11 protein-coding genes and 1 pseudogene are annotated in these 12,952 nt (G+C 70.5%); 8 read left to right on the top strand and 4 right to left on the bottom strand.

What is annotated here, in order from left to right; translation table 11 throughout:
- The first annotated feature begins 530 nt into the window (after positions 1-530).
- The 5 genes and pseudogenes from ACFYM2_RS12535 (at position 531) to ACFYM2_RS12515 (ending at position 4,114) form a co-directional block, all read left to right on the top strand.
- Positions 531-860: a PadR family transcriptional regulator gene (locus tag ACFYM2_RS12535; RefSeq protein WP_388835714.1), complete on the top strand. Its 330-nt coding sequence runs from the start codon at positions 531-533 to the stop codon at positions 858-860.
- A gap of 2 nt (positions 861-862) precedes the next feature.
- Complete coding sequence (locus tag ACFYM2_RS12530; protein WP_388459840.1) at positions 863-1,252, top strand: DUF1048 domain-containing protein; 390 nt, start codon at positions 863-865, stop codon at positions 1,250-1,252.
- A gap of 132 nt (positions 1,253-1,384) precedes the next feature.
- Positions 1,385-2,617 carry a serine hydrolase domain-containing protein gene (locus tag ACFYM2_RS12525; RefSeq protein WP_388835712.1) on the top strand — a complete coding sequence of 411 codons (1,233 nt, stop codon included), beginning with the start codon at positions 1,385-1,387 and terminating at the stop codon, positions 2,615-2,617.
- Between the two features lie 369 nt (positions 2,618-2,986).
- Positions 2,987-3,524, top strand: a pseudogene (locus ACFYM2_RS12520) (IS5/IS1182 family transposase); the annotation flags it as partial.
- Positions 3,525-3,682: 158 nt separating this feature from the next.
- Positions 3,683-4,114: a hypothetical protein gene (locus tag ACFYM2_RS12515; RefSeq protein WP_388835709.1), complete on the top strand. Its 432-nt coding sequence runs from the start codon at positions 3,683-3,685 to the stop codon at positions 4,112-4,114.
- 913 nt (positions 4,115-5,027) lie between these two features.
- On the opposite strand, the gene ACFYM2_RS12510 is transcribed toward ACFYM2_RS12515, so the two are convergent.
- Positions 5,028-5,807, bottom strand: a complete 780-nt coding sequence (locus ACFYM2_RS12510; RefSeq protein WP_359008338.1) for an MBL fold metallo-hydrolase — start codon at positions 5,805-5,807, stop codon at positions 5,028-5,030.
- An 89-nt stretch (positions 5,808-5,896) separates the two neighbouring features.
- Here ACFYM2_RS12510 and ACFYM2_RS12505 point away from each other — a divergent pair, with 89 nt between their 5' ends.
- The gene (locus tag ACFYM2_RS12505) at positions 5,897-6,514 is read left to right on the top strand and encodes a CGNR zinc finger domain-containing protein (RefSeq protein WP_359008336.1); all 618 of its coding nucleotides are present in this window, start codon (positions 5,897-5,899) and stop codon (positions 6,512-6,514) included.
- Positions 6,515-6,725: 211 nt separating this feature from the next.
- On the opposite strand, the gene ACFYM2_RS12500 is transcribed toward ACFYM2_RS12505, so the two are convergent.
- Both ACFYM2_RS12500 and ACFYM2_RS12495 read right to left on the bottom strand, forming a co-directional pair.
- Positions 6,726-7,379 carry a fasciclin domain-containing protein gene (locus tag ACFYM2_RS12500; RefSeq protein ID WP_388461733.1) on the bottom strand — a complete coding sequence of 218 codons (654 nt, stop codon included), beginning with the start codon at positions 7,377-7,379 and terminating at the stop codon, positions 6,726-6,728.
- A gap of 121 nt (positions 7,380-7,500) precedes the next feature.
- Positions 7,501-9,135, bottom strand: coding sequence for a molybdopterin-dependent oxidoreductase (locus ACFYM2_RS12495; RefSeq protein ID WP_388835706.1), 1,635 nt, complete (start codon positions 9,133-9,135; stop codon positions 7,501-7,503).
- A gap of 408 nt (positions 9,136-9,543) precedes the next feature.
- Between ACFYM2_RS12495 and ACFYM2_RS12490 the strand changes: the two genes are divergently transcribed.
- Positions 9,544-10,128 carry a sigma-70 family RNA polymerase sigma factor gene (locus tag ACFYM2_RS12490; RefSeq protein WP_388835703.1) on the top strand — a complete coding sequence of 195 codons (585 nt, stop codon included), beginning with the start codon at positions 9,544-9,546 and terminating at the stop codon, positions 10,126-10,128.
- The gene (locus tag ACFYM2_RS12485) at positions 10,125-10,880 is read left to right on the top strand and encodes an anti-sigma factor domain-containing protein (protein ID WP_388835700.1); all 756 of its coding nucleotides are present in this window, start codon (positions 10,125-10,127) and stop codon (positions 10,878-10,880) included. The genes ACFYM2_RS12490 and ACFYM2_RS12485 overlap by 4 nt, the downstream gene beginning before the upstream one ends.
- A gap of 113 nt (positions 10,881-10,993) precedes the next feature.
- Here the strand turns inward: ACFYM2_RS12485 and ACFYM2_RS12480 are convergent, their stop codons facing one another.
- Positions 10,994-12,871: a glycoside hydrolase family 9 protein gene (locus ACFYM2_RS12480; protein WP_388835697.1), complete on the bottom strand. Its 1,878-nt coding sequence runs from the start codon at positions 12,869-12,871 to the stop codon at positions 10,994-10,996.
- Positions 12,872-12,952 lie beyond the last annotated feature (81 nt).

Here is a 12,952-nt window from a genome sequence, read left to right as displayed (position 1 = left end):
CAACTCCTCGGCCGGCTCCCGCGCCCCGGGGGCGGCTCACCACGGGCCCGTCGAAGAGAGCCGGGTCGGACTGGACCGCCGCATCCCACGCCCGGTCCCGGGCCGACTCGCAGCGGGGTGGCAGCGCCGACGCCGCAGCCTCCCTCAGGTCAAGCCGCTCGACACCGAAGAGGTCGACTCCCGCGGGGCGCTGCGTGCTGGTCACCGGTACATCGCAGAAGCGCGCTGCGGCGGTCAGCGGGGTTTCCTTGTCGCGAGCCGCAGCGATTGCGGCCTGGACGGGGGTGCGGCGGCGTTCGGTCCCGGCCTGGCGCCCGTCGTCCATGGCACCGGAGCTTCCGGGCCAACGTCGAACTCACCCGGGCCCTGGGGTACGGCAGGGCGAACTCGACGCGGCTCGGGCAGCCAACCGTGAACTGCACAGGTACCGAACCGAGCACCCCCACTATTCTGTCTTGCTAAGTACTGGTAGTCAGCGTTACTGTGTACCGGTACTCAACACAGCTGACTAGCGCAGGGGGAGGTGTTCCATGACCAAGCTGGAGACGGAGATGCTCAAGGGCACGCTGGAGGGCATCATCCTCGCGTCCCTGGCCGACCGGCCCGCCTACGGCTACGAGATCACGGCACGGCTGCGGGAGCAGGGTTTCTCCGACATCGCCGAAGGGACCATCTACGCGCTGCTCCTCAGGATGGAGAAGCGCGGACTGGTCGACGTGGAGAAGGTCCCCTCCGAGAAGGGACCGCCACGCAAGGTGCACTCCCTCAACGCTCAGGGACGGCAGTACCTCGAAGAGTTCTGGAGGACCTGGAGCTTCCTCACGGAACGACTGGAACAGCTCCGCGAAGGGGGCGAGTGACCATGTCCGATGCCGAAAAGAGCGGCTTCATCTCGAAGCTGATCGGGCCCAAGAAACGCTGGAGGGCATACAAGGCGCGCGTCAAGGAGCTTCCCGGGAACTACCGCACGGCGGTCGAGGCGATCGAGCGGAATCTGATGCACTTCGTGCCGAGCGACGAAGACAGCAACGCGTCGATGTTCGAAGACCTCGCCGACCTGTTCGAGCAGGCCGCGGCGGACGGAACGCCGATCCGTGAGGTCGTCGGCGAAGACCCGGTGGAGTTCGTCGAAGAGTTCGCCCGGAACTACTCGGAGGGCGGCTACGTCCCGGCCCGCGCACGTAAGCAGCTGACCGACGACATCGTGCGCGCCTCCGGCAACGAGACCGGAACACAGGACAAGACGGTCTGATCGCGCCTCAGGGGCCGAGCACCACTTTCATCGCCTGTCTGCACCAGGTGGCCGCGGGGCCATGCCCGGCCGCCTCGTGCCGCATACCCGCGGCACCGTCGAGACCGACCACCGCATGCAAGGAGATCCACGATGGGAAACGGCAACAACGGCTTGTCCGAAACCGGACTGCGCCGACTGCGCGAGGTGCTGGAAGCGCATGTTGAATCCAAGAAGATCCCCGGACTCGTCGCCCTGGTCGGCCGGGGCGAGCAGACCCATGTCGAGGCGATCGGGACGATGCGCCATGACGGCGGCGCGCCGATGCGCCGGGACACCATCTTCCGGATGGCCTCCACGACCAAGCCGGTCGCGGTCGCCGCGACCATGGTCCTGCTGGACGAGTGCCGGCTGCGACTTGACGACCCGATAGATCAGTGGCTGCCGGAACTGGCCGACCGGCGGGTCCTCCAGCGGCCCGACAGCCCGCTGGACGACACCGTTCCGGCGCGGCGTCCGATCACCGTGCGCGACCTGCTCACCTCCACCTGCGGGCTCGGACTGGACATGACGGCGAAGGACGCCCCGATAATGAGCGCGTACTTCGAGCAGAAGGTCTACGGCGAGAACGGATGGATGCTGCCGGCAGTGGAACCGGACGAGTGGATGCGCCGCCTGGGCACGCTTCCGCTGATGTACCAGCCCGGAGAGCGGTGGCTGTACAACGTCAGCGACGACGTGCTCGGGGTGCTGGTGGCCAGGGTCACCGGCCAGCCGTTCGAGGCGTTCCTGCGCGAGCGCATCTTCGATCCGCTGGGCATGAACGACACCGGCTTCCACGTGCCCGCCGACAAGATCGACCGGCTTCCTCCCCTGTACGCCCCCGATCCGCAGACCGGAGAGTTCAGCGTGGAGGACCCGGCCGAAGGGGGACACCACAGCAAGCCCCCCGCGTTCCAGTCCGGCGGCGGCGGACTCGACTCCACCGTCGACGACTACCACGCCTACTTCCGGATGCTGCTCAACCACGGCATGCACGGCACCGAACGGATCCTGTCCCGCCCCGCCGTCGAGCTGATGACCACCAACCGCCTCACACCCGAGCAGACATCAGCCCTACAGACCTGGGCGCGCAGCATCGTCCACCTGTCACACGGTCAGGGACAGACCGGCGGCTGGGGCTTCGGCATGACGGTGCGCACCTACCGCGGTGACTACGCGCCCGTCGGCCAGTTCGGCTGGGACGGCGGAGCCGGCACCACGACCTACGCCGACCCGCACAACCAGCTCGTCGGCATCCTGCTCACCCAGACCGGGATGTCCACCCCGGACTCGGCGCGGGCCATTCAGGACTTCTGGACCACCCTCTACCAGGCCATCGACTGACTGCCTACGTGGTCGCGGTCGGTCCGGCACAAGACCTCAGCCGGGCTCCGAGCTTCGACACTCCGACGCCTCCACGTTCTGCGATCAGCTGCATGCTGTGCTCGAAGCTTGCGGAAGCACGCAGAGCGCGTCACGCGACGCTCACTCGAACCAGCGATGGCACCACACCTGTTGCACCGGCTGCGGTAAGACCGTCCGGCGCTGAGCCGCATAGATACCTTCTTCACTGCCTCGCGCCACACGATCTGCCCTGGAGAACCCGCTGTGTCCCACCTGCCGCGAGCGGGTCGAAGCAGATAGCACGCGGTGACCATGCACGACCCGCTTCCCTCCGAGCTGTCTCGCCGCGCCAAGCTGGGCGTCGTAAAGGCGGACGCCGGGCGGCGGGTGCTGGACGACCTCCTGGCCGCGGCCCGGGACAAGGGCCTGCTGAAGACGGCGGGCCGGCCCCGCACCGACGCCACGCATGTGCTGTCGTCGGCGCGGGAGCTGTCCTGGCTGGAGATGGTGGCCGAGACCCTGCGATCCGCGCTCAACGCCCTTGCCAAGACTGCCCCCGAGTGGCTGGTGGGCGTCGCGGAGCCGGGCTGGTTCCGGCACTACGCCGCCAGGGCCGAGGACTCCCGGTTTCCCAAGACCCGCACCAAGCGTGAGGAGGCGGCTTGCGGGTCGGTCGTGACGGGATGCGTCTGCTCAAAGCGGTCATCGCCGCTGACACGCCGCCTGGCCCGGACACCCTGACGGAAGTGGAATCCTTGCGGCAGAGGTGGGTCCAGCACTTCCACCTCGTGGAGGGCGAGGTGAGGCGGCGGGACCCAAAAGACCGCCCGCCGGGCGCGTTGCGCCTGGTCACCCCTATGACACCGAGGCCTGCGGCAGCGTCAGACGGGGCACCCTGTGGGACGGTCCTGCACGGGCCGATGGCCGCCAGCACCACCGCGTCGGCCGACGGCGCCGCCCCGGGTTTTCGCCGGACCCGAGGGCGTGGCCTGCTCCGGCGGGTCGTCGTCCGGCGCGGCTGCGGGGACGGGCACGGAGCCGGGCGCGAGAATCCGCAGGGGCGCGGTGATCGAGCAGGCCAAGATCCTCACCACGCACAACCTCGCCCTTCTCGCCGGCCAGGTCGGTGTGACACCACCGTCCGGCTGGTCGGCACTGGCCCGCGGGGCGTTTGCCACCACCTGCCGCCTGGCCGCGCGGATCCATGGCAACCCGCGGCCGCTGACGACCACCAAGGACATGGCCTACACCTGGCGCCAGGTCCTGTTCTACCTGTCGATGGCAACCGCCGACGAGCGCGACGCCGTCCTGGGGCAGTTCGACGACGACGTGGCCCAGTATCCCGACCACGCCCGTGGGCGCCTCGCGCCGGTTCTGGCGGGGTTGCGTCTCGTACGTGACGGCGGCGACCTCGGCCCCGGCGGCGGCCCGGTGGACGGTGGCGCACGCCGGCTCGTCGGCTGGGCACCCGACGGCCGCCACTGGCTCCTGGCATAGGGCAGGCGCCCGCAGCCCGCACGCAGCCCGCACGCCCAACGGGCCTGCGCGATGAAGTTGGTCGCCGAATAGCGCAAGGCCCGAATACCGACGCTTCACCAGTGGCGCACCGAGACCGTTGCCGGCGACGGCCCGTCCCACGGCGGGGCGCTGCGCACTGGGGAGCTGGCTGGTCTCGGCCTCTGTGACGTCCGCCAGGCGGACCGTGATGTGCGTGCGGGCGGGCGGCCGGGCCCGCGCTAGGCGGTCCTCTATTCGGCCGCCGACGCCGCGTCACCACCGCAGTGATCGCTGAGGTGACGGTGAGGACCACCAGTACGACCAGACCGACAAGTACGCCACCGCCCCCGTGCCTGGGTAGCGCCGAGGCCCGAGCGGGTCCTGCGCCGCCCCACCCGCGCGGCGGGGCCCCAAGCACCCCAACCTGCCAGGCAGTTGGGGTGCCCAGGACGAGGCCATGCAGCGGCCCGAAGTACGACGGCCGACCCGCTGAAGACCCGTACCGACGGGTGCGGCCGCACCGCGCCGACCCCAGGGGTCTTCTCGGCGCACGCGGACAGCAGCTCGATGACCGGGACAACTCCCACCTCATGCGCGCGGCCTGGGTGGTCCCTGCGCCCCGCTTCCACGCCACAGATGCGCGGCGGCGCATGATGACGGTGGGTGACTCATCAGCTCGAACCACCTTGCCTGGTAAGCGAATTGAAGACGTGGCGACAATGGCAGGACGGCAGGCACACCCAGCCCTCGCAACCGCGACGACACCCCGCGCCAATGGCCCAGCAGCATCCGCGACCGCGCGACCTCCGGCCCCGTAACGGGGGGACTGACCGGATGTTCCTCGGCCAAGGCCAGGCTCCCGCCCCGGCCATGGCGCGTTGGAGGTACCAGCACCTTCCGAGCGTTCGCGCCCTCAGATTGTCGCCGACTCCCCGGGGCCGAGAAGCACCAGTCGGTCCTCCAGGCCCGCGCGTTCGAACGCGGTCCGCAGATAGGCGGCGCCCTCCGTGAAGTGCATCCAGGAGTTGAAGTGCACAGGGACGGCGCGACGAACACCGAGGACGGCGGCGGCCTCGGCGGTCTGCGCGCTGTCCAGCGTGAGCAGCGCGCCGTCGAAGAGCCGGGTGCGGACGGCGCCCGCGAACAGCAGCGCGGTATCCACCGCGCCCACCCTCCGGGCGATCTGCCGGACGAGGTCCAGCGAGGCGTTGTCGCCGCTGACGTAAACGGTGGGCAGGCCGGCGGCGGACAGAATGAAGCCGGTGACGTCGCCGGTGACCGACTCGCAGCCCTCCGGCCCATGGCGGGCCGGGACGGCGGTGACGACCACCGGGTCACCCGTCGGCCGGGCCAGCTCCAGGGACTCCCAGGGCGCGAGGCCGCGGGCCGTGCCACCGAGGCGGGCCGCGGCGGCCGGAGTGGTGGCGGTGAGCGATGCCTTCGCCAAAACACGGCGGCCGGAGTCGTCGAGGTTGTCCGCGTGCTGGTCGTGGGAGAGCAGCACGGCGTCGACCGGGCCGATCTCATCGGCCCCGAGCGCGGCCGGAGCCAGCTTGGTGAGGATGTTGCCGGTCTCGCTGTGGTAGTCGCCGGGGCCGTCGAAGGTGGGGTCGGTGAGCAGGCGCAGGCCTCCGTAGTTGAGGAGAGCGGTCGGACCACCGAGGGAAAGGATGGACAGCGCAGAAGCAGACATTGCGTGACCTCTAACGGGTTGCTGAGTTATTTGCCGTGAGAATGACCGTAGCGATTCTCACGGCAAACGGCAACAGGTATCGTGATGATGTGAGTACTTCGCACGCCGGAACCACCCCCACCGACCCGCCGCCGCTGCCGTCCGCCCCGGGCGCGGAGCGCCACCCCGCGCTCGGCCTCGTCAACACGCGGACCATGCGGCCCAGCGGCGAATTCGACGACCTCGCGGAGACCGCCGCCGCCGGCGACTGGCTGGCCGGCGCCGGCCTGCTCCCGGCCCGCACTTCGCTGGACCCCGGCAGCGCCGACCGCCTCCGCTCCCTGCGCGAGGCCGTACGCACGCTGCTCGCCGCACACCTCGACGGCGTACTCCCCGACGCGGCCGCGCTCGCCGAGCTCAACGCCGCGCTCAACGCGGCACAGTTCACCGAGGAACTGCGTTGGGACGACCCGGCCCAAGGCCCCCACCGAGAGTCGCTGCCATCCAGCGGCACTCCCGTCGACGCCGCCCTCACCCGCCTCGCCCGTAACGCCGTCGACCTGCTCACCGGCCCCGAGGCGGCGTCGGTCGCCGCCTGCGGGGCACCTGGCTGCATCCGCTACTTCCTGCGCACCCACGCCGCCCGGCAGTGGTGTTCGACGCGCTGCGGCGACCGCGTGCGGGCCGCCCGCCACTACGCCCGAAATCGCACGCCCGGGCGCCACTGACGCGGCGTCAAGGCAGTCCGCCCTGCCAAGCGGTGGGGTGACCAGGGGATGGCGGCGCGCGGCCAGCAACCCCGCCCCCGCTGAAATCCATCCGGGGACAACGGTCAAGAGCCAAGGGCCGAGCGACCCCTCTCGGCGGCGTGAACGTCGCCAATCAGCGCGCACTTGCCGGGACTTGGGGCCGCTCGACTCCTCCGCCACGGGCTCGTGTCTACTTGGGCATGAGCACGGTGTCGATGATGTAGACGGTGGCGTTGGCGGTCGGCACGTTGCCGCAGACCACGTTGGCGGAATCGTTGACCTTGTACGCGGTGCCGGAGCCGGACGTGGTGACCTTGCCCTTCTCCAGTGTGTCGAAGGAGCCGTTCTCCAGTTGCTGCGGCGTGAGCTTCTGACCCACCACGTGGTACGTGAGGATCTTGGTCAGGGTGGCCTTGTCGTTGAGGACCTTGTCCAGGTCGGCCTTGGGGATCTTCGCGAAGGCGTCGTTGGTCGGCGCGAACACCGTGACGTTCTGCGCGTTGTTGAGCGTGTCGACGAGGCCGGCCTTCTTCACCGCGGCGACGAGCGTGGACAGGGCCGGGTTGTGCGACGCGGCGGTGGCGACCGGGTCCTTGGCCATGCCGTCGAACGAACCCGCGCCGTCCTTCGGCACCGACGCACACGCGGCACCGAACGGCTTGTCGGTCATCGACGTGTCACTGCCACTCGACGACTGGGCCCCCGTCGGCGCGGACGCCTCGGACGACGACGCGGAGCTGTCCTTCTTGCTGTCATCACCTCCGCACGCGCTCAGCACCAGAGGCAGGACGGCGGCCGCCGTGACGGCGATCGCGGCACGACGGAAACGCGGGGTGTTGTTCATGACTTCTCCTTGGGAATGGGCGGGAGGGTACGGCGGAGTGCTGCGTCCGCGCGGAAGTGGGAGCAGGGGGCTGGTAAGCGCATGAGTCGGTTTTCACGACAGGGCGGCTTCACCACAGAGGTCAGTCCACGGTGATCACCACCGAGTGCCAGCCGCTGGCGCCGTCCGGGATGGTCGGAGTGCGCTCTTCGGTCTGTGTCCGACCGGTGCGGTCGGTGGCCCGGACCGTCAGGGTGTGCCCGCCGGGGGTGGCCTTCCAGGGCAAGGACCACTGACGCCAGGTGTCGGAGGTGTCCGCCGCGGCGAGGTCGGCCCGTGTCCAGGCGCCGTCGTCCACCCGTACCTCGACCCGGTCGATCCCCCGGTGCTGCGCCCAGGCCACGCCGGCGATCATCACCGTCCCGGCTTTCGGGCGGGCGAACGGTTTCGGGGTGTCGATACGGGACTCGGTCTTGATCGGCGCCTTCTTGGCCCAGGACCGCTTGACCCAGTACGAGTCGTAGGCATCGAACGTGGTCAGCTCCAGGTCCTGGAGCCACTTGCACGCCGAGACGTAGCCGTACAGACCCGGAACCACCATGCGGACCGGGAAGCCGTGCACGAACGGGAGGGGTTCGCCGTTCATGCCCACGGCGAGCATCGCGTCGCGGCCGTCCATGATGTCCTCGACGGGCGTGCCGATCGTCATGCCGTCCACCGAGCGCGCCACCAGCTGGTCGGCCGGCCCGCCCCGCGACGGCGGCCTCACCCCCGCCTCCTTGAGCAGGCCGGCCAGCGGCACCCCGATCCACCGTGCGTTCCCCACGTACGGGCCGCCGACCTCGTTGGAGACACAGGCCAACGTGATGTCCCGCTCGATCAAGGGGCGCCCCAAAAGATCCTGGAACGTGAGGGTGAGAGGACGGCTGACGCCCTTCCCGTGGATCCTCATCCGCCACTGCGTGGCATCGACCTTCGGGATGACCAGGGCGGTGTCGACACGGTAGAAGTCGGTGGTGGGCGTGACGAAGGGGCTGATGCCCGGGGTGTGCAGGACAGCTCCGGTGGGAACCGGCCGAGCCGCCGAAGCAGGGGGCGGAATCACCACCCTGCCTCGGGAAGCCACGGCTCCTTGGCCCCGGGAACCGTTCAGCGACCGGCCCAGCAGGCCCGCCCCTACCGAGGCGGCGGCAGCAACACTGGCCGCGACCACGAACCCGCGCCGGTCCCAGCCATCCGGCTGCCCCGGAGCTGGAGCCCGGCCGGCCACCGCGCCGCCGGGCTCGGGCGCCCCACCGCCAGGTCCGGCCATGCTGTGCACCGGAGCGGTCAAGCGTCCCACCAGCACATACAGCAGCACCGCTCCGGCCAGGGCGCCGACCACGGACGGCAGTGCGTCAGCGGCACTTGTCGAGTCCGGACGGCTGGTCGCGGCCAGCGCGCCCACGATGCCGAACAGCAGCACACCGGCGGCCCCAGCACGGCGAACACGCAGCGCCAGCGCACCCAGCGCCAGGGCCAGCAGGGCGAGAACCGCGAGAATGCCCAGCTGGAGGACGAGTTTGTCGTTGGTCCCGAAGTGGCGGATCGCCCAGTCCTTCAGCGCGGGCGGCGTGCGGTCGATGGCCGCCCCGCCCACCGCGATCACCGGTCCCGACTCCGGGCGGACCGCCGCGGATACCAGCTCGGCGACGGCGAGAGCGAGGAGACCGGCCAGCAGTCCAGACAGGGCTGCGAGCGGAAGGCGGATCCCTATCCCTCTGCTGCGAATGTTCATCACGGCTCCTATTCGGAACCGATGGGCCACAGGATTGGCCACTCGTCCCAACGAGTCACGCCATGCTCGCGGCTGACGGAGCGTGGCAGGGACCCGGTGGGACGAAACCCCAGGTGAGCGGCGGTGCATTGCGGCCCAAGGACTGCTCGCGCCACGCTGCGGCGCGATCCCGTGCCGGGGCCGTCGTCACGATCGGGCACCCGGGCCGTCCGGCGCCTGACACTGTCGGCACGAACGCACGGGCCCCTCGCCCCCTCTCCTCCCCCTCGGCCGGTTCCTCGGCGGAAGGCGATCGGGCGAATCCGAACCCGAAAGCCGAAAACCGAAACCACGGAGCGTTCGCGGCAATCCGGCGCCGCCCCGGCTCCGAATCACCCGTGCAGACACGACCTCCGGGAGGATCAGCGGGTGAAAGAAACCGTGCACATCGGCGGGGTACATCAGGTCGGTCCCGATCTGGCCGAACTCCTGGCCAGGTCCGCGCGTGGTGACGAGCAGGCGTTCTCCTCGCTGTACGACGCGGTCATCGGGCCCGTCTTCGGCCTGGTGCGCGGTGTCCTGCGCGATCCGGCCCAGTCCGAGGAAGTGGCCCAAGAAGTCCTCGTGGACGTATGGCGTACGGCCGCCCGGTACGAGCCCGAGCGAGGAGGCGTCATGAACTGGGTCCTCACCCTCGCGCACCGCCGAGCCGTGGACCGGGTCCGCTCGGCGCAGGCCTCGGCCGAGCGGGACAACAAGGCCGCGCTGCTCGCCCGGACCCCCGACTTCGACCAGGTGAGTGATGAGGTGGAGACCCGGCTGGAACGCGAGTCGGTACGCCGTTGTCTGCGCACCCTGACGGAGTTGCAGCGCGAGTCGGTCACCCTCGCCTACTACCGGGGCCTCACCTACCGCGAAGTCGGCGAACTGCTGTCCGTGCCGCTCGGCACCATCAAAACTCGCCTGCGCGACGGCCTCATCCGTCTGCGCGACTGCCTGGGGGTGACCGCGTGACCAGCGCCGATCTGCACACGCTGACCGGTGCCTACGCACTGAACGCGCTCCTTGCCGACGAACGCGAGGAGTTCGAGCGTCACCTCGCCGCATGCGGGCCCTGCACCCAGGAGGTGCGCGAACTGGCCGCCACAGCGGGCCGCTTGGGACTCGCCATGACCACCACTCCCCCGGCGGCGCTCAAAGCCGACGTCCTGCGAAGGATCAGGGCCGTACGCCAGGAGGCCCCCCGCACCGGGCCTTCGCTCCCCGCCGCGGTGCGCACCGGCCGCAGGCGCGCCCTGACGCGGTACGCGCTCGCCGCCTGCCTCGCGGCGGCCGTCGGGCTCGGCGCGGTCGCCGCCTGGCAGCATCAGCAGGCCGACACGGCGCGGGAGCAGGCCCGAGCGGCCCAGAGCCGAGCCGAGCAACTGGCCGACGTCCTGGCGGCGCCCGACGCCAAGGCGACGCACGGGCGCCTCGGCGGCGATGCCGCAGGCACCCTCGTCGTCGCCCGCAGCCGCAACCAGGCCGTGTTCCTGTCGTCCCGCCTGCCCCGGCCGCCTGCGGGAAAGGTCTACCAACTCTGGTTCGCCGACGCGGGGTCCATGCGATCGGCCGGCCTCCTGGACCCCGCCCACGCCACCGAGGCAGTACTGCTCTCCGGTCACGTGGACGAGGCGTCCGGCATGGGCATCACCATCGAGCCTGCGGGCGGTTCCCACCAACCCACCACCACACCCCTGGCCCTCATGACGATCCCCAGCACCTGAACGAGGAAGGCTACGTGGACGCTGATCCGCAGGAGTGTTGTCGGGCATGGCCCAGATCTGACGGATGAGATGGGCCTCAGCAACGGGCCGCCGAAACCCCGCCTGCTGTGCCTCTATGACCCGGACAGGGCGAAGGCGAGCAGTGCCGTCGAGGTGAAGTCGTCGGCGGGCTCGACCGTCTGCCAGGCTCCCACCTGGTCGACGTAGCGGGCGCCCTTGCCGTCGAACCGCTTCCAGTCGTCGGCACCCGCCTCGCAGGCACGCGTCGACTCCAGGGTGTCGTCGTCGCCGGAGAGTTTCTTGGCTCCGTTGGGCCCGTTGACGACCGCGCCACGCAGCACCGCGCCCCGGCCGGTGAGGCTCCCCGCCAGGTTCGCCACCTGGTGGGCAGGGCAGTGCGGGAACAGTTCCCCCGTACCGATCATGAAGCTGGTCCCCCAGGCGTTGGCACCCAGCGCCCAGCCGCGCTGCTGGCCGGCGAAGGCGTCGTAGTGGTGGTCGCCGGTCGCCTTCGCGTAGAGGACGGCTGTGGCCATGAGGCCGAAGGTGTGCGGTACGGCGTCGAAGTCCGAGTAGACCGCGCCGGCGCGGAAGGGGTCCTTCGCGGCGCGGCGCTCGCCGTCGGCGAGTTGGCGGCGCAGATCCGCGGCGACGGCTTCCGACGGTCCCAGCCGCAGCAGGTCCGCGTGGGCCAGCGCACTCACGTCGGAGATGCCGAGTGTGCCGAGGTTGTCCGATGCCAGGTAGGCACGCGCCCATTTCGCCGCCTGAGTCTGCCAGTCTCCGGCGCGGTCATCGCCCAACGCCTTTGCTGCCAGGGCCAGTTCGACTGCCCCGAACTCCATGTCGTCCTGCCAGGAGTCCTCGGAGTAGAAGGCGTGCGGGAACGTGGTGACGAGGTGGCCGGGGTCATGGGTGTCGGCCTGACCATAGACGGCGGCGGCCTTCGCCAGCCACTGTCGGGCCCCGGCGGGATCATGGGCCGCGTCGGTCTGCGCGGCCAACGCGAAGGCCGCGGCGACCCGCCCCGCGAGATTGGGACTGATGGGCGCGCCGGGCTCGTTGGCACGGAAGACCGGACGGAACTTGACGAAGTCGTCCGGGTCACCGGGACGCACGTGCAGCGCGTCGTCGGCTTCCGGCAGCCGCCACACGTCGTGGTCGCTGTGCAGGTCCTTGGTGCCGGCGCCTATGCCGACCTGCGCGTACAGCGTCCGGGTGTGGCCGTCCCACATCTTGTCGAGCCAGGCCAGTCCGTGCTGTGCTTCGGCCGCGAGCCCGGGGGTGGCGGGCAACGCCCTTTGCGCCAGGAGCAGTTCGTCCGTCGCGTAGGAGGCGGTGTGGGTGAACTTGAGATAGTCCCCGGCGTCGAACCAGCCCCCCGCGACATCGACGGGACCACCGACCCGCCGCAGCGGCGCCGTCAGCTCGGTGCCGTCCTTGTTGTACCGGGGCTCGGCGTAAACACTCGCCGAAGCGTCCGTGAGGTGTGCGGGTTTGCGTCCGAGGGCGCCGGGGACGATGTGGTCGCCGTCGCGCTGCGCCTGGAAGAAGCGGACGTTGTCGGCGGCCAGGTTCCGCATCAGCTCGCTCGCGGGAGCCACCGTGAAGCGGGGGGAAGTGGCGTCGGCGGTGCCGGTCAGGCGCAGCCGGTAGGTGCCGGGCGAGGTGAGCCCGGACAGGTCGAGGGTACGTACCGAGTCGTAGGCCTCGTTCCACGCCCCGGTACGGGCCCCGGGGCCGCCGGTGAGGACGGCCCGCCCGGCGTCGTCGACCACCTCGAAGCGCGCTCCGGCCAGCTTGTCGTCCGGCCCCATCGCGAAGGCGACCTTCTGCTCGGCGCTGCCGTAGCCTCCCTGGTCGACCCGGATCGTGACCGGTCCTGGCTGGTCCCCGTGCGGGGGCAGCGCGTACCAGACGGCACCGGCCGCGCCGAGGCAGAGCGCGACACCGAGGACAAGGACGCGGGGGCGTTTGAAGCGCGAAACCATCGGGACGACGCCTTCTGTTGACTGGACGGGACGACTGCCAGGACGCAGCAGTGGCCGGGGCGCGCGGGCGAGACCCCGGGC

This window comes from Streptomyces sp. NPDC006711 (assembly GCF_042869775.1).
Lineage (GTDB): Bacteria > Actinomycetota > Actinomycetes > Streptomycetales > Streptomycetaceae > Streptomyces.
Note: the sequence above shows the minus strand (reverse complement) of the source record. Positions and strands in the feature narration are given on the sequence as shown.